Genomic DNA, 23,747 nt, shown 5'->3' on the forward strand with positions numbered 1-23,747 from the left:
CGGTCCAACCCAACGTGTTCCGAAAAGCATAGGAGAAGTGGCTGATTCACGCCAATAATTTGGGTCCGCGAGGTGGTTTCCCGCGGGGGGCCGTCGCAGCGCGGGATCGGTGTGGACGCTAAAGATTGCTGTCGGTGATCCCCGCATAGACCATGGCGCGCAGCTCGCGCCGGATCGGATAGGCGCTCGACGGCAGCACCTGGGTCATGAAAATCGTAATCAACTCCTCCGCGGGATCGATCCAGAACGTGGTCGTCGCCGCACCGCCCCACGCATATTCGCCGGCGCTGCCGGGAATCAGGGTTTGCGCGGGATTCATCGTCACCGACCAACCGAGGCCGAAGCCGATGCCGTTATAGGACGCCTCGGAGAACAGCGATCGCAACATTTCCGGCAGGTCGCGTCCGCCGGGCAGATGATTGGCTGTCATCAGCGCCAGCGTCTTCGGGCCGAGCAGCCGCACGCCGTCGAGTTCGCCGCCATTGAGCAAGGCGCGACAGAAGGTGAGATAATCTGATGCCGTCGAGCACAACCCGCCACCGCCTGAAATAAAGGAGGGTGGCGTCAGGAAGGAACTGGTGGTCGGGTCATCCTGCAAGGTCAGGCCGTCTTTAAGGCCGGTCGATGTCGTGACGCCCTGTGGATTGGCCGAATAACACGCCGCGAGGCGATGCGCCTTGTCGGCGGGGACGAAAAAGCCGGTGTCCTTCATGCCAAGCGGACCGAGGATGCGTTCCTGCAGAAACTGCTCAAACGGCATGCCGGCGATTTTGCCGATGAGATAGCCGATCACGTCGGTCGAGACCGAATAGTTCCAGGCCTCGCCGGGTGAGAATTCCAGCGGAATTTTTGCGAGATCCTCGATCATCGATTGCAGCGTTCCCGCCTTCTCGATCTCGCCGACTTTGATTTCGCGATAGGCCGCATCCACATTGGAGCGCTGCTGGAAGCCGTAGGTCAGGCCGGAGGTGTGGCGTAGCAGGTCCACGATCAGCATCGGCCGCGACGGCGGCCTGGTCAGGAAGGCCGGCCTGGTCCCGGCCTGGAAAACGCCGAGGTTCTTCCATTCCGGGATGTATTTATGCACGGGCTCGTCGAGCGCGACGCGGCCTTCCTCGAACAGCATCATGAAGGCCACCGAGGTGATCGGTTTGGTCATCGAATAGATGCGAAAGATCGTATCGTCTTTCATGACGGTTTTGCGTTCGATGTCGGCAAAACCCTGCACCGCGCTGTGCACCACCTGGCCGCGGCGATAGACCAGGAGCTGCGTTCCCGGAAAGCGGCCGGCCTCGATGTAGCGCGTCTTCAGGTGGCTTTCGAGGCGGTCGAAGGCGGCCTTGGACATCCCGGCGGATTCGGGCGAGGCAGAAGCTGACATCGGAAGCTCTCCGGAAGCTGACGCGGGCGGTCTTGATAGCCGAAAAGTGGGTCCTGTTCCAACTGCCAGCCGCTTACCATTGCCATATCTCTGGTGTAGGCTCGCGCCCACAATGGTGTAACCCGCAGGACAACAACCATGCCCCAATTCAACGACACCGAACTCACCGCCGCCGTGCTCGAGAGCTTTGAAGAGACGCCGGATCCGCGGGTCAAATTCCTGATGGAAGAACTGGTGAAGTCGCTGCATGCGTTTGTCCGCAAGACGGACCTGACCTTCGGTGAATGGGAATACGCCATCGATTTTCTGACCCGTGTCGGCCAGAAATGCACCCCGAGCCGGCAGGAATTCATCCTGCTGTCGGACGTGCTCGGGGTTTCGATGCTGGTCGACGCGGTGAACCACCGCGAACGCGAAGGCGCCACTGAGACCACCGTGCTCGGCCCGTTCTATGTCGGCGAGCACAAGGCGATGCCGCATGGCACCGACATCTCTCCCAATCTGCAGGGCGAGAAGATGTTCGTGCAGAGCCGGGTGACTGATCTCGCGGGCAAGCCGCTGGCGAATGTTCCGGTCGATGTCTGGCACGCCGACGACGACGGCTATTATGACTCGCAAAGGCCCGACTACGAGACCTCAGGTCCGTCATCCCGGGCGCGTTTCATCACCGATGAGGATGGCCGGATCTCCTTCCGCACCATTTTGCCCTGCAGCTATCCGATCCCGACCGACGGGCCGGTCGGCCAGATGATCCTGGGGGTGCGACGCCATCCGTATCGGCCGGCGCATGTGCACTTTCTCGTCAACGCGCCCGGCCATGAGCCGCTGGTCACCCACGTCTTCATCGAAGGCGACAAGTATATCGACTCCGACGTTGTGTTCGGCGTGAAGGAAGAATTGATTTCCAAGATCGAGAAACGCACCGATGCCAATATGCCCGACGGCAAGCCCGCCGGCAGCACGCCGTGGCATTTGATGACCTATAATTTCCGCGTCAGGCCGGGTGTGGGTATCGCGCCGAAGCCGATGATGGCGGTGACCGAGGACGCCTGAAGGCCGCCGACGGATATCAGCCGGGTTTTCCGCTCCGCTGAAGCCGAACTGCTCCACGGGCATATGTTGATGCCCGTGAAATCGTTCGTCGCTCCGCGCGCTCACATCGCTCGTTTCACTCCGGGACCACGCGCACCGCGCCACGTGCGGCGCTGGTTGTCAGCGCGGCATAGGCCTTGAGCGCCATCGTCACCTTGCGCGCGCGCTTGGCCGGCTTCCAAGCCTGCGCCCCACGACCCAGCATCGCCTCACGGCGCTGGTTCAGAATAGTGTCGTCGACGACGAGGCGGATGGAGCGGGCCGGAATGTCGATCGCGATGCGGTCGCCGTCCTCCACCAGCCCGATCAGGCCGCCCTCGGCCGCTTCCGGCGAGATATGCCCGATCGAAAGCCCTGACGATCCGCCGGAGAAACGGCCGTCGGTGACCAGGGCACAGGTTTTCCCTAATCCCTTCGATTTGAGGTAGCTGGTGGGATAGAGCATTTCCTGCATACCGGGGCCGCCACGCGGTCCTTCGTAGCGGATCACGACCACATCGCCCGCCTTGATCTTGCCGCCGAGGATTCCTTCGACCGCGGCGTCCTGGCTTTCGAAGATTCGCGCCGGGCCCTCGAATTTCAAGATTCCCTCGTCGACACCGGCGGTCTTCACGATGCAGCCGTCCGCGGCGAGGTTGCCGGACAAGACCGCAAGGCCGCCGTCCTTTGAGAAGGCATGCTCGGCGTCACGGATGCAGCCGGCGGTGCGGTCGGTATCGACATCCTCGAAGCGGCGCTCCTGGCTGAAAGCGACCTGCGTCGGCACGTTGCCCGGCGCGGCCTTGAAAAAGGTGCGGACGTTTTCGCTTCGGGTACGGCGGATGTCCCAGCGCTCCAGCGCGTCCTCGATCGAACCGGAGTGCACCATCGGCAGGCCGCGATTGATCAGGCCGGCGCGGTCGAGTTCGCCGAGAATGGCCATCACGCCGCCGGCGCGGTGAACGTCCTCAAGATGCACGTCGGGCACCGAGGGCGCGACCTTGCAGAGCACCGGCACGCGGCGGGACAGCCGGTCGATATCCTGCATCGTAAATGGAATTTGACCTTCATAAGCAGCGGCGAGCAAATGCAGCACGGTGTTGGTCGAGCCGCCCATCGCGATATCCAGCGTCATCGCGTTTTCGAAGGCCTTGAAGCTCGCGATCGTGCGCGGCAGCGCCGTCTCGTCTTCCTGTTCGTAGTAGCGGCGCGCCAGATCGACGATCAGATGGCCGGCTTCGACAAACAGGCCCTTGCGATCTGCATGCGTCGCCAGTACCGAGCCGTTGCCGGGCAGCGCCAGACCGAGCGCTTCGGTCAGGCAGTTCATGGAATTTGCCGTGAACATGCCCGAGCAGGACCCGCAGGTAGGGCACGCGGATCGCTCTATCACTTCGACTTCGGCATCGCTGACGGTATCGTCGGCGGCCGCGACCATGGCATCGACCAGATCGAGCGCGCGGATCTTGCCCCTGATGTTGACCTTGCCGGACTCCATCGGACCGCCCGAGACGAACACGGTCGGGATGTTGAGCCGCAACGCGGCCATCAGCATGCCCGGCGTGATCTTGTCGCAATTGGAGATGCACACCATCGCGTCGGCGCAATGCGCATTGACCATGTATTCGACGCTGTCGGCGATGATCTCGCGCGACGGCAAACTATAGAGCATTCCGTCATGCCCCATCGCGATGCCGTCATCCACTGCGATGGTGTTGAACTCCTTGGCCACACCGCCGGCGTTCTCGATCTCGCGCGCCACCAACTGTCCGAGGTCCTTGAGATGGACGTGACCGGGCACAAATTGCGTGAACGAATTGACCACGGCGATGATCGGCTTGCCGAAGTCCTCGTTCTTCATGCCGGTAGCGCGCCAGAGCCCGCGGGCGCCCGCCATGTTGCGGCCATGGGTTGTGGTTCGGGAGCGATAGGCGGGCATGGTCTGTCCTTTACGTAGCGAAGATTTCGAGGTGGCGGCCGTCTTTGAATGCCGGAGGCAAATCATGGAACGTGGATTGTTGCCAGTGCCGAGAATGACGGTCAGGTAGGCTCGCATTACATCCTGACGACCTTGTCCCGACGGGAATTCGGTTCCCGCTCAATTTTTGTGCAGCGCACACAGATTGAGCGAATCGCAAATTTTGACAGCGAAGCTCGCTCTGCGCGGTTTGGCGGCAATAGAGACAACTATTTATAATTTAAGGACTTTTTGTGCTGATCTGGCTTGGCACAAAGCTTGAATAGATAGTGCTGACGCCATTGATGCCGTCCATCGAAACCAATCATCCGAATTGCACGACCGCCAGACTGGGGCCTCCCCAGAACGCGCCCCTGTGTCTTGAGCGCGATCCCTCGATGGCCGCGCCTATCGTTGAGAAAGGACATCTTTAATGAGCCCGAACCCGACGCCGAACCAGACCTGGATTTCAGAATGGAAGCCGGAGGATGAAGCCTTCTGGAATTCCACCGGCAAAACCGTCGCCCGTCGCAATCTCATCTGGTCGATCGTTGCCGAGCATATCGGGTTTTCGGTCTGGCTGATCTGGAGCATCGTCGCCACCAAATTGCCGGCGGCGGGATTCCATTACAGCACCGACGAACTGTTTCAGCTCGTGGCGATCCCGGGATTGATCGGATCGCTGATGCGATTTCCCTACACCTTCGCGGTGACGACGTTCGGTGGCCGCAACTGGACCATCTTCAGCGCGGCCGTGCTGTTCATTCCGACCTTTGGGCTGGCTTATTTCGTCAGCCAGCCGGCAACTCCGTTCTGGCTGATGCTGCTGGTGGCCTCGACCGCCGGTCTCGGCGGCGGCAACTTTGCTTCCAGCATGGCGAACATCTCGTTCTTTTATCCTGATCGCATGAAGGGTTGGGCGCTCGGCCTCAATGCTGCCGGTGGCAATATCGGCGTCAGCAGCGTTCAACTGCTCACGCCGATCCTGATGGGTTTCGGTATTTTCAACCTTTACCAGGCCAGCCCGGTTTCCGGTGTCTATCTGCAGAATGCCGGCCTGATGTGGGTGCTGCCGATCCTGATCGCGATCTTCGGCGCGGTGTTCTTCATGAACAACCTCACCACGGCCAAGTCGTCGTTCAAGAACCAGATCGCGATCGTCAAGAACAAGCACACCTGGATCATGGCGTTCATCTATATCGGGACGTTCGGCTCCTTCATCGGCTACTCCGCCGCGTTTCCGTTGTTGATCAAGACGCAATTCCCGGCGGTCACGATCGCGATCGCATTTCTTGGTCCGCTGGTGGGCTCGCTGTCGCGTCCGCTCGGCGGCTTGCTGGCCGACAAAATCGGTGGCGCGATCCTGACGTTCTGGAACTTCATCGCGATGGGCGCCGCTACGATCGGCGTGCTGTATTTCGTGGGAGCCAAGGACTTCACCGGCTTCCTCGTGATGTTCCTTATTCTCTTCGTCACCACCGGCGTCGGCAACGGATCGACCTACCGGATGATCCCCTCGATCTTCCGCGAGGAGAATCTGCGCAAGGCCAAAGGCACCGGCGAAGCCGGCCGCGCGCTCGCATTGAAGACCGCCAGCATCGAGAGCGGCGCTGCTGTCGGTTTCATCGGCGCTGTGGGCGCCTGCGGCGGCTACCTGATCCCAAGCGGTTTCGGCAAGTCGATTGCGATGACCGGCGGACCGCAGCTCGCGCTGGTGATCTATCTCGGCTTCTACGCGGTCTGCCTCGCGCTCACCTGGTGGTTCTATCTGCGCAAGAGCCCCGTGACAGCGGGGGCGACCAGCCTCGCCGAAGCGCGGATCTGAGTGAAGCATTGATGCCTCTCTCCGCATGCGGGGAGAGGGGCGGGAAACAGGCCAACATCAGGAGGACGTAAATGACACCTGACCAAGTCAAACTCGTGCAAGACAGCTTCGCCAAGGTCGTGCCGATTTCGGAGACGGCCGCGGTTTTGTTCTACGACCGCCTGTTTGAAATCGCGCCGGCGGTGAAGGCGTTGTTTCCCGCCGATATGACCGAGCAGCGCCGCAAGCTGATGATGATGTTGGCGGCGGTGGTGAAAGGGTTGGGCGATCTGCCGTCGATCCTGCCCGCCGCGAGCGCGCTGGCCACGCGCCATGTCAGCTATGGCGCCAAGGCCGAGCACTATCCCGTCGTCGGCGCGGCGTTGCTGTGGACACTGGAAAAGGGACTCGGCGACGACTGGACATCAGACGTTGCGGCAGCCTGGACCACGGCTTACGGAACGCTGTCCGGCTACATGATTTCGGAAGCTTACGGTCGTCCGCAGGCGGCCGAGTAAGGATACGCCCGTGAGCGAACCGCTGGTTATCGTCGGCAATGGTATGGCGGCTGCGCGTCTGGTCGACGAGCTGGCGAAGGTCGCGCTCGGGCGCTACGCCATCGCGGTGATCGGCGAGGAGCCGCGGCTGGCCTATAACCGCGTGCTGCTGTCGTCGGTGCTGGCGGGCGAGATCGCGTCGCAGGACATCGAGCTCAAGCCGTCCAACTGGTGGCGCGATCGCGGCGTCACTTTGAAATATGGCTGCGCCGTCACCGAGGTCGATGTCGGCCGCCGCGAACTCAAGATTGCCAATGAAGAAAGCATGGCGTTCTCGAGATTGGTGCTGGCCACCGGCTCGACGCCGCTGCGGCTCAACGTGCCCGGCGCCGACCTCATCGGCGTCAATACGTTTCGCGACAGCCGCGATGTCGATCTCTTGCTGACGCTCGCCGCGCAAAAGAAGCGCGTGGTCGTGGTCGGCGGCGGATTATTGGGACTGGAAGCCGCCTATGGCCTCGCCAAGGCCGGCGCGCCGGTGACGCTGCTGCATCTGATGGACCGGCTGATGGAGCGTCAGCTCGATGTGCCCGCCGGAGAATTGCTGAAATCGCTCGTCGAGCGCAAAGGCATCGAGGTTCTGCTCAATGCCAACACCGCGCGGATTCACGGCGAGACCCATGTCGAAGGCGTCGAGCTGACCGACGGTCGTTTGATTAAAGCCGATGCGGTGATCTTCGCCGCGGGCATCCGGCCGAATATCGCGCTGGCGCGCGAGGCCGGCATTGCCGTCAATCGCGGCATTGTCGTGGACGATCATCTGCAGACCGGCACGCCGGATATTTTCGCGCTCGGCGAATGCGCCGAGCATCGCGGCATCTGTTACGGCCTGGTCGAGCCGGCCTATGAACAAGGCCGCGTGCTGGCGCAGCATCTGGCAGGCAAGGCGTCCGCCAACTACAGCGGCAGCGTCGTTGCGACCAACCTGAAAGTCTCTGGCGTCAGCGTATTTTCCGCGGGCGACTTCCTCGGCAAGGAAGGCAGCGAAGCCATCGTGCTGACCGATCTCAAGCGCGGCACCTACAAGAAGCTGGTGGTCTGCGAAGGCCGGCTGATCGGTGCGGTACTGGTCGGCGAAACCGGCGATGCGCTCTGGTATCTCGAATTGATCCGCACAAGGGAATCCATCGCGACCATCCGCGCCGACATGATGTTCGGCCGCCCGCATCCGATCATCTCGAAGGCGGCATGACCAGATGACCGCGGTCGATCCAGCCCTGCGCGCGACACGCACCACCTGCCCCTATTGCGGCGTGGGCTGTGGCGTATTGGCGACCCCGGATGGAAGCGGCGGCGCGGCGATATCCGGCGATCCCGAGCATCCCGCCAATTTCGGACGGCTGTGTTCGAAGGGCTCGGCGCTCGGCGAAACGCTGAGCCTTGAGGAACGTCTGCTCTATCCGATGATCCGCGTCAGCAAGGGGTCGATGGAGCGGGTGGCGTGGACTGACGCACTCGACCATGTCGCGCATCGTTTTCAGCACATCGTCGCGCGCGACGGCCCCGGCGCGGTGGCGTTTTATCTTTCCGGGCAATTGCTGACCGAAGACTATTACGTCGCCAACAAGCTGATGAAAGGTTTTATCGGCAGCGCCAATGTCGATACCAATTCGCGGCTGTGCATGGCGTCGTCGGTCGCGGGCCATCGCCGCGCCTTCGGCGCCGATACCGTGCCCGGTGTCTACGAAGACCTCGACGAGGCCGATCTGCTGGTGCTCGTCGGTTCCAACGCGGCGTGGTGCCATCCCATTCTGTTTCAGCGCATGCTGGCCAATAAACAAAAACGCGGCGCGCGCATTGTCGTGATCGACCCGCGCCGGACCGACACCGCTGGGGATGCCGATCTGTTTCTCGGATTGAAGCCCGGCACCGATACCGCGCTGTTTTCCGGATTGCTGGCGCATCTTGCGAATAGTGACGCGCTCGACCGGAACTATATCGACGCTCACACCAGCGGTTTCGAAGACGCGCTGGCGCGGGCGCGAAGCATGGCTGGCAGCGTCGCCGCGACCGCGCTCGCAACCGGACTTTCCGAACAGGATGTCGCGGCGTTCTTTCAGATGTTCGCGTCGACGCCGCGCGTGGTCACGTTGTACTCGCAAGGCGTCAATCAGTCGGCGCAGGGCACCGATAAGGTCAACGCGATCCTCAATTGCCATCTCGCGACCGGGCGAATCGGCAAGCCCGGTGCGTCGCCGTTTTCGCTGACCGGGCAGCCCAATGCGATGGGTGGCCGCGAAGTAGGCGGCCTCGCCAATACACTCGCCGCGCATATGGGCTTTACGCCGCCGGACATCGATCGCGTGCGCCGGTTCTGGAAAGCGCCGCGGATCGCGACGCATGAAGGGCTGAAGGCCGTCCAGATGTTCGAGGCGATCGCGCGCGGCGAGATCAAGGCGCTGTGGGTGATGGGCACCAATCCGGCGGTGTCATTGCCGGACGCGGATGCCGCGCGCGCGGCATTGAAGAAACTCGAACTATTCGTCATATCGGAGAATGTTGCCTCCAACGACACCGTCAATGCCGGCGCGCATGTGCTGCTGCCGGCGCAGGCCTGGGGCGAGAAGTCCGGCACCGTGACCAATTCGGAACGGCGCATCTCGCGGCAGCGTTCGTTCCTGAAGCCTCCCGGCGAAACCAAGCCGGATTGGTGGATTGTCAGCGAAGTTGCCAAGCGTCTGGGGTTCGGCGCAGCCTTCACCTTCAATTCGGCGGCGGAAATCTTCCGCGAACATGCGGGGCTATCGGCATTCGAAAACAGCGGCGGCCGCGATTTCGATATCGGCGCGCTGAAATCGCTGTCGGACGAAGCCTTCGATACGATGTCGCCGGTACTATGGCCGCACCGCCTCGGCGATACCGAGCCGCAGCAGCGGTTCTTTGCCGATGGTCATTTTTATTCGAACGACCACAAGGCCCGCTTCATCGCGCCGGAAGTTCCGGCGCTGAAAACCGAAACCACGGCGGGGCGGCCGCTGCGCTTGAACACCGGCCGCATCCGCGACCAGTGGCACACCATGACCCGCACCGGCATGAGCCAGCGGCTGGGCCAGCATCTGCCGGAGCCGTTTGTCGAGATTCATCCTGACGACGCGCTGAAATCGGGCGTCGCCCATGGCAGTTTCGCGCGCGTCATCACCGATCTCGGGCAATGCATCCTGCGGGTGGTGGTCAGCGACCGGCAGCAGCGCGGCATGCTGTTCGCGCCGATCCATTGGAGCGATGTGACAGCGTTCTCCGCCCGCGTCGGCGCGCTGGTGACGCCGATCACCGATCCCCATTCCGGCCAGCCCGAAAACAAGGCCACGCCTGCATCGATCGTGCCTTACGAATATGTGTTCCGTGGTTTTGCGCTATCGCGCACGCCGCTGGAATTGCCGGAGCATGTCTGGTGGGCGCGCGTCACCGTCGCCGGCGGTTATGGCTATCTGCTGGCCGACAACGCCGATCTGGCGCGGTGGCCGTCCTGGTTGAAGTCCAAATCCGGCAGCGATGTTGCTGAATATCGCGATTTCGGCGGCGGCGTTTATCGCGCGGCTTCATTTACCGAAGACCAGATCGACACCTGCCTGTTCATGGGACCCGCGCGCGATGCGGGCGACTGGAATGTGGTCAAGGGCCTGTTCGCGGCTGGCGTGCTCGGCGACGATCAGCGCCGGACCTTGTTGTCGGGCAAATCGATGGACGGCCTCGCCAATGCCGGGCCGATCGTCTGCGCCTGTTTCGGCGTCGGCCGCACCACGATCTGCGACGCCATCGCAGCGGGCGCGGGTTCGGCCGCCGCGATCGGCGCACAGCTCAAGGCCGGCACCAATTGCGGTTCGTGCATTCCGGAATTGAAACGCCTGATCGCGCAGACGGATGCCGATCCGCAACAGCGGCAATTGGCGGCGGTGGCTAGCTGAATATTTCCAGGTATCCGTCGCCGGGACAAGGCCAACCATGACGAGCTTAGCTAGGGCGTGAACCCATAAACTTGGAGCGGCTGGCGGATGTCCGCTTTGGCGCCGATAACGGCCTCGGACATGGCCCCATGGCCGAAAAGTGCCAGCAGCGGAAGTTGCTGCGATGCGTAATGCCTTCCAGAAGCCGTTTCCTTACTCATCTTAAATGGGATCCCTCAAATTCGACATATCCACTTTGCAGGACTGCAAACTAAAGGTGCTAGGCTGATGTGGTCTAGACCCGAGCGGAAGCCACGACCATGTCGGATGCAGAACTCTCTGGCGCGATTAAGGGATGGTTTTGTGCCTGCGCCGTAGCGTCTGCAGTTCTGATGATGTTTGCAATCGACGACTGCGTAAAAGCTCAGTTCGGCATCTGCAAAACGCTTGTCACGGCTCTTTTTTGTTTTTCTGTCACGTTCATTTCGGTCTTCATCGTCACGCCCGTACCGTCGGCGATTTGTCTCTGGCTTGCCCACTTTCTTGATCTTCGGCGGCAGCCATTAAGCTACCTCTGCTTTGGCACCGGGCTGGGTTATGCCTTCGCTTTTTTCTTCAAAGCTCCGCCCGCCTTTGCGTGGCAATTGACCGTTGCTGGTTTGGCGGCTGGGACCGCATATTGGCTGGTCGTGCAGCGCGAGAGAATGCTTGCGGACTAACGTGTCGGGCAAGTCCGCTCTGAGTCATTCGCGTCGATTCGGGATGTCCGGGATATTTCCGCTTACGAATTAATCTCGGAAATACCGATCCTTCGTTCGTCAAACTCGCATCAATCCGAATTTGGCTGCGTGCCAATGAGTCCAACGCTCTAGTCTACCCGCCCTTCACCGCGCCCGCGGTCAGGCCCGCCACGATCTGGCGTTGCGCGAACACCGTCAATACCAGTACCGGCAGCGAGACGATCAGCGCAGCGGCGGCGAGCGGACCCCAGCTCAACTGGTCGAACGAAATCATGTTGTAGACCGCGACCGGCAGGGTGCGCGTCTCGCGCCCGGCCAGCACGATGCCGAACACGAAATTATTCCAGGAGAAGATCACCGCCAGGATGAATGCCACTGCCATGCCGGGCCGCGCGATCGGCAACGCGACGTGGCGGAACACCTGCCAGCGCGTGGCGCCGTCGATCAAAGCGGCTTCCTCGAGCTCCATCGGCGTGGTTTCGAAATAGCCGATCATGATCCAGATCACGATCGGCACCGTCACCACCAGATGGATGATGATCTGCGGCACCAGCGTGCCGAGCAATCCCAGCCACTGGAACAGCAGGAACAACGGGATCAGATAGGACAGTCCGGGCGTGATGCGCGCGATCAAAATCACGATCGCGGATTTATGCGCCGCCATGCGCGCGATGCCGTATCCCGCGGGGACGCCGACCAGCATCGCCAGCAGGGTCGCGCTGCCGGTCACGATCAGGCTGTTGACGAAATAGGTCAGGAAGCGGTTGGAGGCGAGCACGTCGGTATAGTTCTTCCAGGCGAAATGCTCGGGGATGAACACCGGCGGATAAGACGCGTTGTCGATCTCGAATTTGAGCGACAGCGAGGCCATCCAGAGAAAGAAGAGGATCGCCGGCGACACGATGACGAACACCGCGAACCAGAGACCGATCCGGCCGAGGATGTAACGCGGGCTCATGCGCCGCCCCCGATCTCGGTCCACATCGTGCGCCGGCGTAGATACAGCAGCACGCCCGCGAGCGCGATGATCAGGAAGAAGAACACTACCGCGATCGCCGAGCCGTAGCCGAGGTCGTAATACACAAAGGCCACGCTATAGAGATAGAGATTGATGGTCTCCGAGGCGGAGCCGGGACCGCCCTGCGTGATCGCGAAAATGATATCAAAACTTTTCACCGCGTCGATCATGCGGATCATGCCGGCAATGAACAGGAACGGCGTGATCAGCGGCAGGGTGATGTAGCGGAACGTCTGCCAGATATTGGCGCCGTCGATCTCCGCGCTCTCATAGGGTTCGATCGGGATCGCAGCGAGGCCGCCGAGCACGATCAGCATCACCAGCGGCGTCCATTGCCAGGTTTCGACCAGCACCAGCGACGGAATTACGGTGTTGGGATTGAACACCCAGAGCTGCGGCGGCAATCCCACCAGCGACAGCAGATAATTCAGCACGCCGAGTTGCGGGTGGAACATCATGGTCCAGACCAGCGCGATTGCCACCGGCGTCGCCATCATCGGCATGATGAAGATGCCGCGCAGGAAACCGCGGCCGGCGAATTTCTGGTGGAAGACTACGGCCGCGAACGTGCCGAGGATCACCGGCAGCACCACTGACAAGGCTGTGTATGCGATAGTATGCCAAACCGCTTCGACGAAGCGTGGATCGGCTGGCAGGCGCAGATAATTGGCGAGCCCGACAAAGGTGGTGGGAGAGCCGACCTTCCATTCGTTGAGGCTCATCCAGATCGTGAACAGCCACGGAAAGATGATGATCGCGAGCACGACCACCAGCGCTGGCAGCACGAACGGCCAATAGGATGGCCGCCGCCATTGCTGCTCCGGCGCGGTTTCAGCCACTGCCGGAGCGATTTGCGTTATCGCGCTCACGCTTTTTCGCTGCGCTCCAGGATCGGCCGAAACTGTTCGTGGGCTTTCTTCAATTCCGTCTCCGGGTCGCCGCCCGACAGCGTCGCGGTCAGCGCGGCGCCGACGAGGTCGCGGAATTCCGCGACGGGAATCACGATCGGCAGGCCGAGCTTGCTGATCTTGGAAGAATCGATCACCGATTGCAGCCATTCCTGGCTCTTGACGCCCTTGCGCACTTCGGGATCGTCGATGATCGAGTTGCGGAACGGCACGCCGCCGGCAGCCTGCAGCAGGCGCGCACCTTGCGTTTTCGAGACCGCCCATTGGCACAACAAATAAGCCGCCTCCTTGTTCTTGCTCGCGGCCGCGATGCCGATGCCGTCACCATAGGTCGATGAATATTGTCCCTTGGGTCCGGCCGGCACGACGGTGTAACCGACCTTGCCCGCGATGCGCGACGCCGCGGGATCTTCCAGCGGCGGCGCCCAGCCGTCGGCGTCGATCCACATCGCCGCGCGTCCTTGCGTAAATGACGCCATCGACTCCATCCAGTTGAAGCCGGAAACGCCGGGAGGGGCAACTTTGGTGAGAAGCGTTTGATACAGCTTGGTTGCTGCGATCGCTTCCGGCCCATCGGTCAGGATGTTGCCCTTGGCATCGAGGAATTCGCCGCCATAGTTGAGATAGAAGTTGGTCCACATCGCCATGTTGGCATTGCGCAGGCCGCGTCCGACGAAGCCGTAAATCCCTTCCTTGGGGTCGGTCAGTTTTTCGGCCGCCGCGACCATCTCGTCGAAGGTCTTGGGCACCGCGACGCCCTTCTTTGCGAACAGCTCCTTGTTGTAATAAAGCACGAAGTAATCGACCGACCACGGCAGCGACAGCATCTGCCCCTTGTCGTTCTTGGCGTATTGAAGACCGGCCTTGGAAAAGTCGCTCTCGACCAGATCGGGTGCGGTGAGGTTCGGGTCCTTCATGTAGCCCGAGAGATCGGCGAGCCAGCCGCCTTTCTCGAACTGGCGCTTCTGCACGTGATAGCTGAGATGGATCACATCGAAGCTCGGCTTGCCGGAGGCGAGCTCGATCACGGCTTTCTGGCGCTGCTGCTGTTCGGGAATCTGCTCCGACTCGACCTTGATGCCGGTCAGCTCGGTGAATTCCTTGACGTATTTTTGCAGATTGTCGCCGCGCGGCCCTTTGACGAGGTTCACCTCGAGGGTCGTGCCGGCATATTTCTTCCATTGCGGCTCGGCGCGGGCTGGAAATCCGGTGAGACCGAGTGCGCCGGTGGCGAGCGTTCCCTGCAACAGGGCACGCCGTGTCGGGCCGAAATGGGCCATGTCGTAATCCTCCCTGGGGTCCGCCTTTGGTGGCGGTGATGATGTTGACCGTCACGTCCGGCGGATGCCGGTCGCGCGCGTCTTGCCCGATTCATAGCACGCCGCGGGAGCGGAACAAGAACGCTTCGAGGCGTCGACGGCGCCGCGTTGCTCATTTAAAGTGCGGCACGCGTTCGCAGGCAAAGCGACGCGGTGCGTATCTGGCAACCCGCCGCGACTGATCGACGCAACTAATCGACGTAGCGGCATTTGCGAGGAAGTCTTGAAACACAAAAAGTTCGGTAGTAACGGCCCGGATGTGTCCGTGATCGGGCAGGGCACCTGGTATATCGATCAGGGACATCGCAAGAGCGCGGTCGCTGCGTTGCAACGCGGTATCGATCTCGGCATGACCCATATCGACACCGCCGAGATGTATGGCGATGCGGAGCTTGTGATCGCCGAAGCCCTCGCCGGGCGGCGCGATGAGGTTTTTCTGGTCTCGAAAGTCTTGCCGAGCAACGCCTCGCGGCGCGGCACCATCACGGCCTGCGAACGTTCGCTGAAGCGGCTGAAGACCGACCGGCTTGATTGTTATCTGTTGCACTGGCGCGGATCCTATCCGCTGGGGGAAACCGTCGCGGCGTTCGAGGAACTGGTCGGCGCGGGCAAGATCCGCTCCTGGGGCGTCAGCAATTTCGACGTCGACGATCTCGACGAGATGCTGGCGGCGGCGGGCAAGGGCAAGATCGCCTGCAACCAGGTACTCTATCATCTAAGGGAGCGCGCGATCGAGCATGCGGTGATACCGTGGTGCGCCAAACATGATGTCGCTGTGGTGGCCTACTCGCCGTTCGGTCACGATGATTTCCCGTCGCCGCGCAGCAAGCCGGGTGAAGTTCTGCAAGGTATTGCGAATGCGCACGGCGCTTCGGCACGTCAGGTAACGCTGGCATTTCTCGCGCGCGAGGCCTGCGTATTTCCGATTCCAAAAGCTTCGACGCCGGAGCATGCTGCCGACAATGCCGCGGCCGGACAATTGATGTTGAGTGCGTCCGATATTGCCGAACTGGACAAGGCTTTTCCGCGTGGCCCAAAGCCGCGCGGCCTGCCGATGCTGTGACTGCTGCGGCGCGGCACGCTGCCGCGCCTATCAGCGCATATCGGCTGCCTGTTTTCGGACCTTGTCGCTTCAGGGCAATTATCGTCTTTTGGCGCCTCGCCCGATTCGATAATTCCAGCGTCCGAGCCTACAAGTGAACCCGCCAACCGCAGCCGTTAGGCTCGACAGCGATCCATTGCCGTTGCCCGCGAAAAAACTGACCGGACAAACCGCGCCCGCGCGCGCCGACCGGCCGTTCCGCGGCATCGCGCTGATCCTCGCCTCGACGGTGTTTCTCGGATCATCCGACGTCACGTCGAAATACCTGTCGGCGACGCTGCCATCGATCGAAATTACCTGGATCAGGTTTGTGGTGTTTACGCTGGTGATGGTTCCCGGCATGCTGCCGGGGTCGCCGCTGTTCGCGTTGCGAACCGCGCTTCCCGGTCTGCAGTTGATGCGCGGCGCTGCGATGCTGGGGTCTTCGCTGTTCTTCATTTCGGGGTTGCGGTATCTGCCGATCGCCGAAGCCTCGGCGACCAGCTTCGTCTCGCCGCTGCTCGTCACCGCGCTGTCGATCGTTGTTCTGCGCGAGGGCGTCGGCATGCGTCGCTGGCTGGCGACTGCGGTCGGACTGATCGGCGTGTTGATTATTTTGCGGCCCGGCTCCAGTGCGTTTCATGTGGCCGCGTTTTTTCCGCTGGTGTCGGCGGCGTGCTGGGCCAGCCTGTTGATCATGACCCGGATCATGAGCGGGCGGGAAGTGGTCATGACCACCATGACCTATTCGGCGATCATTGGCCTGGCCATTCTCTGCGTGCTGGTGCCGTTCGTTTGGGTGGCGCCGACCTGGCACGATATTTTCTTCGGAATTATTGTTGGCGTGGCATCGACGGCGGGACAGTGGATCGTCGTACTCGCCTTTCGCTACGCCGACGCCTCCGTGCTGGCGCCGTTTTCCTACACCCAATTATTGTGGGTCAGCATCCTCGGCTTTCTGGTGTTCGGCGAAGTGCCCGATATATGGACCGTGGTCGGCGCGGTCTTCGTTGTCGCAAGCGGCCTCTACACCGCGCACCGCGAGCGGCTGCGGCGCTCGCAGCTCATGATGCTCGAGGCCGAGCCGTCTCCCAACGCCTGATCACACCGGCAAAGCAATCGAATATTTCACCTGGCTGAGCGCAAAGCTCGACTCGATCGAGGCAATGCCGTCCAATCGTGTCAGCTTGTTTTTCAAGAACGCCTCATAGGACGACAGATCCGCGGCGACCACGCGCAACAGATAGTCGCGGTTGCCGGTCATCAGATAGCATTCCAGAACCTCGTCCCATTTCGAAATCGCTTTCGCAAATCGATTGAGGTCTTCTTCCTTCTGGCGCGCGAGCTTGATCGAGATGAAGACGCTGACATGCAGACCCAGCGATTTCTGATCGACGGTCGCGATATAGCGCGTGATCACGCCGCGCTCTTCCAGCAGTTTGACCCGGCGATGACAGGGCGAGACGGATAATCCGACCTTGTCGGCCAGTTCCTGCATGGTGGTGCGGCTGTCGGATTGCAGCACGCCGAGTATTTTGCGGTCGATGGCGTCGAGCGTAGTCATTGGGATAAACTCTGTTGATTGGGCATTCGATTGGTAATTTATCCCAATTTTTGGCGGTATGTCGCTAAAAATTGAGATTTTTGCCGCTTCTAAGCCCGTTAATATCCCGCGGTAACCTTGGGCAGGGAGACCCGCCATGCCGATCGAATCCGCACGCCTGGAAATGCTGACCGCGCTGGCGCGCAAAGCCCTGTGGCTGTCGTCCTGGACCATCCATCACGCCAATCATATCCGGCCCAATGTCGATGGCCTCAAGGTCGGCGGCCATCAGGCTTCGTCGGCGTCGCTCGCCACCATCATGTCGGCGCTGTATTTTTCAGTACTGCGGCCGCAAGACCGCGTCGCGGTGAAGCCGCATGCGAGTCCGGTGTTTCACGCCATCCAGTATCTGTTCGGTCACCAGACCCGCGACAAGCTGGAGAATTTCCGCGGCTTCAAGGGCGCGCAATCCTATCCGTCGCGCACCAAGGACACCGACGATGTCGATTTCTCGACCGGCTCGGTTGGCCTCGGCGTCGCGCAGACCTTGTTCTCTTCGCTGGTGCAGGATTACGTCAAGTCGCATGGCTGGATGAAGGATCGTCCGGAAGGGCGGATGATCGCGCTGGTCGGCGACGCCGAGATGGATGAAGGCAACATCTTCGAGGCGCTGCTCGAGGGCTGGAAGCATGGGCTACGAAATACCTGGTGGGTGGTCGACTACAACCGCCAGAGCCTCGATGCGGTGGTGCGCGAAGGTCTGTGGGAAAAATTCGAATCCATGTTCCGCAATTTCGGCTGGGACGTGGTGATCGTGAAATATGGCCGGCTGATGCGCGCGGCCTTCGCCGAGCCGGGCGGCGATGCGCTCAAGCGCTGGATCGATACCTGCCCGAACCAGATGTATGCGGCGCTATGCTTTCAGGGAGGTGCTGCGTTCCGCAAGCGCCTGCACGACGAGATCGGCGACCAGGGCGCGGTGACACAATTGATCGACCGGCGCAGCGACGACGAATTGCTCGCGCTGATGTCCAATCTCGGCGGCCATGACATGGCCAGCATGATCGAGGCATTTGAGTCGATCGATCACGATCGTCCGGTCTGCTTCATCGCCTACACCATCAAGGGCGTCGGCTTGCCGTTCCAGGGCCACAAGGACAATCATGCGGGCTTGATGACGGTCACGCAGATGGAGAAGTGGCGCAGCGCGCAGAACATCCGGCCCGGCCATGAGTGGGAAAAGTTCGAAGGGCTGTCGCAGACGCCGGCCGAGTTGGAGGCGTTTCTCGCAAGCGCGCCGTTCACTCGCGACGGCAGGCGGAGGCTTACCGCGCCTGTTGTCGAGGTGCCGGAGCGGCTCTCGTTCACGCCGTCGCCGCAGATGTCGACGCAGCAAGGGTTTGGACTCGTACTCAACGAACTGGCGCGCGGCGAAACAGAGCTGGCCTCGCGCATCGTCACGGCGTCGCCCGACGTCACGGTCTCGACCAATCTCGGCGCCTGGGTCAATCGCCGCGGGCTGTTTGCGCGCGCGGAGAGGGCCGATCTGTTCCGCAGCGAGAAAATACCCTCGACCTTCAACTGGGATTTTTCGCCGGACGGACAGCACATCGAGCTCGGCATCGCCGAGATGAATTTGTTCATCCTGATGTCGGCGCTGGGTCTGTCGCACGCCATCAACGGCGAACGGCTGCTGCCGATTGCGACTTTGTACGATCCCTTCATCGAGCGCGGCCTCGATGCGCTGAACTATGCTTGTTACCAGGACGCGCGCTTCATGGTGGCGGCGACCCCGTCGGGCATTACGCTGGCGCCGGAAGGTGGCGCGCATCAATCGATCGCGACGCCTTTGATTGGGATGGCGCAGGACGGGCTCGCTTCGTTCGAGCCGGCCTTTGTCGATGAACTCGCTGTCATTATGGGCTGGGGCTTCCAGCACATGCAGCGCGAGAAAGCCGGTGAGGGCGGTTCGGTCTATTTGCGGCTTTCGACCCGCACGCTCGACCAGCCGCAACGGATCATGACGCCGGACCTGCAAAACGGGATCACCGAGGGCGCGTATTGGCTGCGCAAGCCGGGTCCGAATTGCGATGTGGTGATCGCCTATACCGGCGCGCTCGCGCCGGAGGCGATCGAGGCGGTGGGATTGCTCGGCGAAAGCCGCCGCGATGTCGGCCTGTTGGCGATCACATCCGCGGACCGACTGCATTCCGGATGGACCTCGGCCCGCGCCTTGCGCCGTGATCGCCGCAGCGTCGCCCATCTCAGCCACATCGAGAAACTGCTGGAACCGTTGCCGCGCGATTGCGGAATCGTCACCGTAATCGACGGTCATCCGGCGGCGCTGGGCTGGCTCGGCAGCGTGCGCGGCAATCGGGTGGAAGCGCTGGGTGTCGAACATTTCGGCCAGACCGGCACCATCGACGATCTCTATCGCCACCACGGCATCGACGCCAATGCGATCATCGACGCCGCCGAAAGCGTCTCCACCGGCGGCCCGGTGCGCCATCGCAAGATGGCGGTGTAAAAAATGGCGCTGTAACGGTGTTTGTCGTCCCTGCGAACGCAGGGACGACGAAGGAAATACCCCGCCGCCTTGTTTCCCTCACACATCAGACCTTATATCCAGCGTGCGCCGCAACGCGGCCTCCCGCATATGGCGGGTTCATTTTTTTGGCCGTTCGTGCAAGGATGCCTGCCGAACGCCTCGTTCCCCCAACTGCCCCCGAAATCAAGAGGTTCACGATGGTTAACCGCCTGCAATTCTACATCGACGGTGCCTGGGTCGATCCCGCCGTCAAGAAGTCCACGCCCGTCGTCAACCCGGCGACCGAAGAGGCGATGTATGAAGTTGCGCTCGGCTCCAAGGCCGATGTGGACAAGGCTGTGAAGGCCGCCAGGCGCGCCTTCGATACGTTTTCGCAGACCAGCCGCGAGGAGCGCGTGGCGCTGCTGACCAAGATCATCGAGGTCTACAAGACCCGCATCAAGGATATCGGCGCTTCGGTGTCCGACGAGATGGGCGCCCCGTTGCCGATGGCCGAGAAGCTGCAGGCCGGCGCCGGCCTCGGTCACATCGTCGCGACGCTCGATGTGCTCAAGAAGTATGAGTTCGAGGAAACCGTCGGCTCCGCCGTGGTGGTCCGCGAGCCGGTCGGCGTCATCGGCATGATCACGCCGTGGAACTGGCCGCTGAACCAGATCGCCTGCAAGGTCGCGCCCGCGATCGCAGCCGGTTGCACCATGATCCTCAAGCCGTCGGAATTCACGCCGACCTCGGCGCTGATCTTCGCCGAAATCCTGCATGAAGCTGGCGTGCCGAAGGGCGTGTTCAACCTCGTCAACGGCCTCGGCCCCGAAGTCGGCGCCGCGATGAGCGAGCATCCGGACATTGATATGATTTCGTTCACCGGTTCGACCCGCGCCGGCATCGATGTCGCCAAGCGCGCGGCACCAACCGTTAAGCGCGTCAGCCAGGAACTCGGCGGCAAGTCGCCGAACGTGATCCTCGAAGGCGCCGACCTGACCAAGGCGGTGACCGGCGGCGTGATGCACATGTTCAACAACTCCGGCCAGTCCTGCAACGCGCCGAGCCGGATGATCGTGCCGCTGTCGAAGATGAAGGAAGTCGCTGCCATCGCCAAGGGCGTGGCCGACAAGACCAAGGCGGGCGACCCGCGCGCCGAAGGGACCACCATCGGACCGGTCGTCAACCGCGGCCAGTGGGACAAGATCCAGGGCCTGATCCAGAAGGGCATTGAAGAAGGCGCCACGCTGGTTGCCGGCGGTCCCGGCCTGCCGGAAGGTGTCAACAAGGGCTTCTATGTTCGCCCGACGATCTTCGCCGACGTCACCGAGAACATGACCATCGCGCGCGAGGAAATCTTCGGGCCGGTGCTCGTGGTGATGGGCGCCAAGGACGAGGAAGACGCGGTTCGTATCGCCAACGACACGCCCTACGGTCTGGCCGGTTACGTTTCCGCCGACACCGTCGAGACCGCCCGCAAGGTCGGCCGCCGCATCCGCGCCGGCAACGTCAACCTGCAGGGCGTTCCGAACGACCGCACCGCACCGTTCGGCGGCTACAAGCAGTCCGGCAACGGCCGCGAATGGGGCCGGTATGGTTTCGAGGAATTCCTCGAGGTCAAGGCCATCGCCGGCTTCAACGCCGCGTAAGGTTTAAGGCGACAGCAAAACGCCGGGGCGGATTATTCCGCTCCGGCGTTTTGTGTTTGGGGGGAGTGTCGACAAATCTCGGTGTCGTCCCTGCGCACGCAGGGACCCATAACCACAGGACGTCGTGTTGTGTTAAGATCGTCGATCAGCATTTCTCAACGATAAGCCGCGGCGTATGGGTCCCTGCGTGCGCAGGGACGACAGCGGAGATATCTTCGCGTTCGCCGGGACGACGAATTAACTCGCCTATCCCCCCAGCGCGCCCTGCGTGTTCACATACAGCGCGTAGATCGACTGGCTGGCGGCCATGAACAGGCGGTTGCGCTTCAGTCCGCCGAAGCAGAGGTTGGCGCAGCGTTCGGGCAAAGCGATACGGCCGATCATCACGCCGTCGGGCGCGAACACCACGACGCCGTCGAGATCGGGATCGCCCATGCCCCAGCCGCACCACAGGTTGCCGTCGATATCGGCGCGCATGCCGTCCGGCGTGCCGGGGCCGGCATCGGCGAACAGGCGCTTGTTGGAGAGCTTGTCGCCATCAGGTGATACGTCGTAAGCGAGGATCTTGCGGGTCGGCACGCCGCGGGACTCGATGATGTAGAGGATCTTTTCGTCCGGCGAGAAACACAGCCCGTTCGGCCCGAGCACACCCTCGGCGACGATGGTGGATTTCCCGGTCTTGCCGTCGATCCGGTAGACATTCATGCCGATCTCGGATTCCGCGACATAGCCCTCGTAATTTCCGAGCAGGCCGAACACCGGATCGGTGAACCAGATCGAGCCGTCGGATTTCACGACGACGTCATTCGGCGAGTTCAGCTTCTTGCCTTCGAAGGAATCCATCAGCACCGTGATCGAACCGTCATATTCCGTTCGCGTGACGCGGCGTCCACCGTGCTCGCAGGTCACCAGACGGCCTTGGCGGTCGCGGGTATTGCCGTTGGCGAAATTCGACGGCTTGCGGTAAACGCTGACCGCGCCGGTTTCCTCTTCCCATTTGATGATGCGATGGTTGGGAATGTCGCTGCACAACAGATAGCGCCCGTCGCCGAACCATACCGGGCCTTCGGCCCAGCGCAGGCCGGTCGTCAGCCGCTCCACGGCGGAGAGTTTCAGCCAGTATTTTTCAAAGCGCGGATCGAGCGCCTGGATGCAGGGATCGGGATAATAGGTCGCCTGCTGCCAGCCGGCGCGGGGGGATGCTGCCTTGGACATTTGCTGTTCTCGTTATTGGTTGGTTACCTCACCGGGCGCATTTGCTAACACCAGCGCGTTCCGGCGGCAAGCAAGCGGCCGCCGTCATGATGCCTTGCCGCGATGTGGCCGCCGCGCCATACTGAATTCAATCCAGTGATAACGAGGGATGAAATGCCACGCATATTGATGACCGGCGCGTCCGGTGGAATCGGAACAAGCCTGCGAAAACTGCTGCCGCCGATCTATCCGGATCTGCTGTTGAGCGACCTGAAGGCGCCAGCCGATCTCGGCGCTCACGAAAAATTCAAGGCGGCTGAACTGTCCGATCCGGCGCAGGTCGAGGCGATCTGCGAGGGGGTCGACGGCATCGTTCATTTCGGCGGATTTTCGGTCGAGGGTCCGTGGGGCGATATCCTGCAGTCCAACATCATCGGCTGTTACAACCTGTTCGAGGCGGCGCGCAAGAAGGGCGTCAAGCGCATCGTATTCGCGTCCTCGAACCATGCGGTCGGTTTCTATCCGCGGCATCACCGGATCGGAACCGACGTGACGCCGCGGCCGGACAGCCGCTACGGCGTCAGCAAGGTGTTCGGCGAGGCGGTCGGCGCGCTCTATGCCGACAAGCACGGAATCGGGGTGACGTGTATCCGGATCGGCAATTTCGGCGAAAAGCCGCTGGATCACCGCCGGCTCGCGATCTGGCTGAAGCCGGAAGACCTGGTGCAACTCTGCCAAATTGGCCTCGATCATCCCGATATCCATTTCGAGGTTTTCTACGGCGCGTCCAACAATGAGCGGTCTTGGTGGGACAATCACCGTGCCATCGACCTCGGCTATCGCCCGACCGGCCACGCCGAGGATTTCCGCGAACACGCCTTCGCCGAGCAGGCCAAGGTCGGGCCCGATCCGGTCGGCGATTTCTACCAGGGCGGCGGGTTCTGCGGTATCGAGTTCAACGGCGACAAGAGCAAGATCTGGAAATAGCCGCTGGCGGTAGCGTCACGGACCAATTAGATCAACGTCATTCCGGGGCGATGCGCAGCATCGAACCCGGAATCTCGAGATTCCCCGATGCGCAATTGCGCATCTGAGGTCTGGTCCTTCGGACCAT

Annotated in this window: 18 protein-coding genes; 11 read left to right on the forward strand and 7 right to left on the reverse strand. The window is 61.8% G+C overall.

The features are described 5' to 3' along the window. Positions 1-118: 118 nt before the first annotated feature. Positions 119-1,381 carry a serine hydrolase domain-containing protein gene (locus HB676_RS04715; RefSeq protein ID WP_213736503.1) on the reverse strand — a complete coding sequence of 421 codons (1,263 nt, stop codon included), beginning with the start codon at positions 1,379-1,381 and terminating at the stop codon, positions 119-121. 138 nt (positions 1,382-1,519) lie between these two features. Here HB676_RS04715 and HB676_RS04720 point away from each other — a divergent pair, with 138 nt between their 5' ends. Next, positions 1,520-2,434 carry a dioxygenase gene (locus HB676_RS04720; protein ID WP_213736504.1) on the forward strand — a complete coding sequence of 305 codons (915 nt, stop codon included), beginning with the start codon at positions 1,520-1,522 and terminating at the stop codon, positions 2,432-2,434. Positions 2,435-2,549: 115 nt separating this feature from the next. Here HB676_RS04720 and ilvD read toward each other — a convergent pair whose 3' ends face one another. Further along, positions 2,550-4,391 carry a dihydroxy-acid dehydratase gene (gene ilvD, locus HB676_RS04725; protein WP_213736505.1) on the reverse strand — a complete coding sequence of 614 codons (1,842 nt, stop codon included), beginning with the start codon at positions 4,389-4,391 and terminating at the stop codon, positions 2,550-2,552. Positions 4,392-4,842: 451 nt separating this feature from the next. Here ilvD and HB676_RS04730 point away from each other — a divergent pair, with 451 nt between their 5' ends. The 5 genes from HB676_RS04730 (at position 4,843) to HB676_RS04750 (ending at position 11,373) form a co-directional block, all read left to right on the forward strand. Further along, positions 4,843-6,234, forward strand: a complete 1,392-nt coding sequence (locus HB676_RS04730) for an MFS transporter (protein WP_213736506.1) — start codon at positions 4,843-4,845, stop codon at positions 6,232-6,234. A gap of 71 nt (positions 6,235-6,305) precedes the next feature. Continuing rightward, the gene (locus HB676_RS04735) at positions 6,306-6,731 is read left to right on the forward strand and encodes a globin family protein (protein ID WP_213736507.1); all 426 of its coding nucleotides are present in this window, start codon (positions 6,306-6,308) and stop codon (positions 6,729-6,731) included. 10 nt (positions 6,732-6,741) lie between these two features. Next, the gene (locus HB676_RS04740; RefSeq protein ID WP_213736508.1) at positions 6,742-7,962 is read left to right on the forward strand and encodes an FAD-dependent oxidoreductase; all 1,221 of its coding nucleotides are present in this window, start codon (positions 6,742-6,744) and stop codon (positions 7,960-7,962) included. A gap of 4 nt (positions 7,963-7,966) precedes the next feature. Then, a complete protein-coding gene (locus HB676_RS04745; RefSeq protein WP_213736509.1) occupies positions 7,967-10,675 on the forward strand; it encodes a nitrate reductase in 2,709 nt (902 codons plus the stop codon). Positions 10,676-10,974: 299 nt separating this feature from the next. Then, the gene (locus tag HB676_RS04750; protein WP_213736510.1) at positions 10,975-11,373 is read left to right on the forward strand and encodes a hypothetical protein; all 399 of its coding nucleotides are present in this window, start codon (positions 10,975-10,977) and stop codon (positions 11,371-11,373) included. A 154-nt stretch (positions 11,374-11,527) separates the two neighbouring features. Here HB676_RS04750 and HB676_RS04755 read toward each other — a convergent pair whose 3' ends face one another. The 3 genes from HB676_RS04755 to HB676_RS04765 are packed head-to-tail and all read right to left on the reverse strand — an operon-like array spanning position 11,528 to position 14,600. Beyond that, positions 11,528-12,352, reverse strand: coding sequence for a carbohydrate ABC transporter permease (locus HB676_RS04755; RefSeq protein WP_213736511.1), 825 nt, complete (start codon positions 12,350-12,352; stop codon positions 11,528-11,530). Next, positions 12,349-13,281 carry an ABC transporter permease subunit gene (locus HB676_RS04760; protein WP_213736512.1) on the reverse strand — a complete coding sequence of 311 codons (933 nt, stop codon included), beginning with the start codon at positions 13,279-13,281 and terminating at the stop codon, positions 12,349-12,351. Before HB676_RS04760 ends, HB676_RS04755 begins: the two co-directional genes overlap by 4 nt. Then, positions 13,278-14,600, reverse strand: a complete 1,323-nt coding sequence (locus HB676_RS04765) for a sugar ABC transporter substrate-binding protein (protein WP_213736513.1) — start codon at positions 14,598-14,600, stop codon at positions 13,278-13,280. Before HB676_RS04765 ends, HB676_RS04760 begins: the two co-directional genes overlap by 4 nt. A gap of 262 nt (positions 14,601-14,862) precedes the next feature. On the opposite strand from HB676_RS04765, the gene HB676_RS04770 reads away from it, so the two are divergent. After that, a complete protein-coding gene (locus HB676_RS04770) occupies positions 14,863-15,702 on the forward strand; it encodes an aldo/keto reductase (RefSeq protein ID WP_213736514.1) in 840 nt (279 codons plus the stop codon). A 175-nt stretch (positions 15,703-15,877) separates the two neighbouring features. Next, positions 15,878-16,822, forward strand: coding sequence for a DMT family transporter (locus HB676_RS04775; protein WP_213736613.1), 945 nt, complete (start codon positions 15,878-15,880; stop codon positions 16,820-16,822). Here the strand turns inward: HB676_RS04775 and HB676_RS04780 are convergent, their stop codons facing one another. Beyond that, on the reverse strand, positions 16,823-17,284 hold the full coding sequence (locus HB676_RS04780) for an Lrp/AsnC family transcriptional regulator (protein ID WP_213736515.1): 462 nt from the start codon (positions 17,282-17,284) through the stop codon (positions 16,823-16,825). A 136-nt stretch (positions 17,285-17,420) separates the two neighbouring features. On the opposite strand from HB676_RS04780, the gene HB676_RS04785 reads away from it, so the two are divergent. Next, positions 17,421-19,790 (forward strand): transketolase, encoded by a 2,370-nt coding sequence (locus HB676_RS04785; protein WP_213736516.1) that lies wholly within the window; start codon positions 17,421-17,423, stop codon positions 19,788-19,790. A 218-nt stretch (positions 19,791-20,008) separates the two neighbouring features. Then, positions 20,009-21,439: an aldehyde dehydrogenase family protein gene (locus HB676_RS04790; protein WP_213736517.1), complete on the forward strand. Its 1,431-nt coding sequence runs from the start codon at positions 20,009-20,011 to the stop codon at positions 21,437-21,439. Positions 21,440-21,685: 246 nt separating this feature from the next. Here HB676_RS04790 and HB676_RS04795 read toward each other — a convergent pair whose 3' ends face one another. After that, positions 21,686-22,654: an SMP-30/gluconolactonase/LRE family protein gene (locus tag HB676_RS04795; RefSeq protein ID WP_213736518.1), complete on the reverse strand. Its 969-nt coding sequence runs from the start codon at positions 22,652-22,654 to the stop codon at positions 21,686-21,688. 153 nt (positions 22,655-22,807) lie between these two features. On the opposite strand from HB676_RS04795, the gene HB676_RS04800 reads away from it, so the two are divergent. Next, on the forward strand, positions 22,808-23,620 hold the full coding sequence (locus tag HB676_RS04800) for an NAD(P)-dependent oxidoreductase (protein ID WP_213736519.1): 813 nt from the start codon (positions 22,808-22,810) through the stop codon (positions 23,618-23,620). Positions 23,621-23,747: the final 127 nt, after the last annotated feature.

Origin of the sequence: Bradyrhizobium sp. dw_411, assembly GCF_018449695.1 — a bacterium.
Classification (GTDB): Bacteria; Pseudomonadota; Alphaproteobacteria; order Rhizobiales; family Xanthobacteraceae; genus Bradyrhizobium.

What these genes read in the sequence shown, in the direction of transcription:
- HB676_RS04715 (WP_213736503.1), bottom strand. Translation starts at nt 1,381, where the DNA reads ATGTCAGCTTCTGCCTCGCCCGAATCCGCCGGGATGTCCAAGGCCGCC.
- HB676_RS04720 (WP_213736504.1), top strand. Translation starts at nt 1,520, where the DNA reads ATGCCCCAATTCAACGACACCGAACTCACCGCCGCCGTGCTCGAGAGC.
- ilvD (WP_213736505.1), bottom strand. Translation starts at nt 4,391, where the DNA reads ATGCCCGCCTATCGCTCCCGAACCACAACCCATGGCCGCAACATGGCG.
- HB676_RS04730 (WP_213736506.1), top strand. Translation starts at nt 4,843, where the DNA reads ATGAGCCCGAACCCGACGCCGAACCAGACCTGGATTTCAGAATGGAAG.
- HB676_RS04735 (WP_213736507.1), top strand. Translation starts at nt 6,306, where the DNA reads ATGACACCTGACCAAGTCAAACTCGTGCAAGACAGCTTCGCCAAGGTC.
- HB676_RS04745 (WP_213736509.1), top strand. Translation starts at nt 7,967, where the DNA reads ATGACCGCGGTCGATCCAGCCCTGCGCGCGACACGCACCACCTGCCCC.
- HB676_RS04750 (WP_213736510.1), top strand. Translation starts at nt 10,975, where the DNA reads ATGTCGGATGCAGAACTCTCTGGCGCGATTAAGGGATGGTTTTGTGCC.
- HB676_RS04755 (WP_213736511.1), bottom strand. Translation starts at nt 12,352, where the DNA reads ATGAGCCCGCGTTACATCCTCGGCCGGATCGGTCTCTGGTTCGCGGTG.
- HB676_RS04765 (WP_213736513.1), bottom strand. Translation starts at nt 14,600, where the DNA reads ATGGCCCATTTCGGCCCGACACGGCGTGCCCTGTTGCAGGGAACGCTC.
- HB676_RS04780 (WP_213736515.1), bottom strand. Translation starts at nt 17,284, where the DNA reads ATGACTACGCTCGACGCCATCGACCGCAAAATACTCGGCGTGCTGCAA.
- HB676_RS04785 (WP_213736516.1), top strand. Translation starts at nt 17,421, where the DNA reads ATGCCGATCGAATCCGCACGCCTGGAAATGCTGACCGCGCTGGCGCGC.
- HB676_RS04790 (WP_213736517.1), top strand. Translation starts at nt 20,009, where the DNA reads ATGGTTAACCGCCTGCAATTCTACATCGACGGTGCCTGGGTCGATCCC.
- HB676_RS04795 (WP_213736518.1), bottom strand. Translation starts at nt 22,654, where the DNA reads ATGTCCAAGGCAGCATCCCCCCGCGCCGGCTGGCAGCAGGCGACCTAT.
- HB676_RS04800 (WP_213736519.1), top strand. Translation starts at nt 22,808, where the DNA reads ATGCCACGCATATTGATGACCGGCGCGTCCGGTGGAATCGGAACAAGC.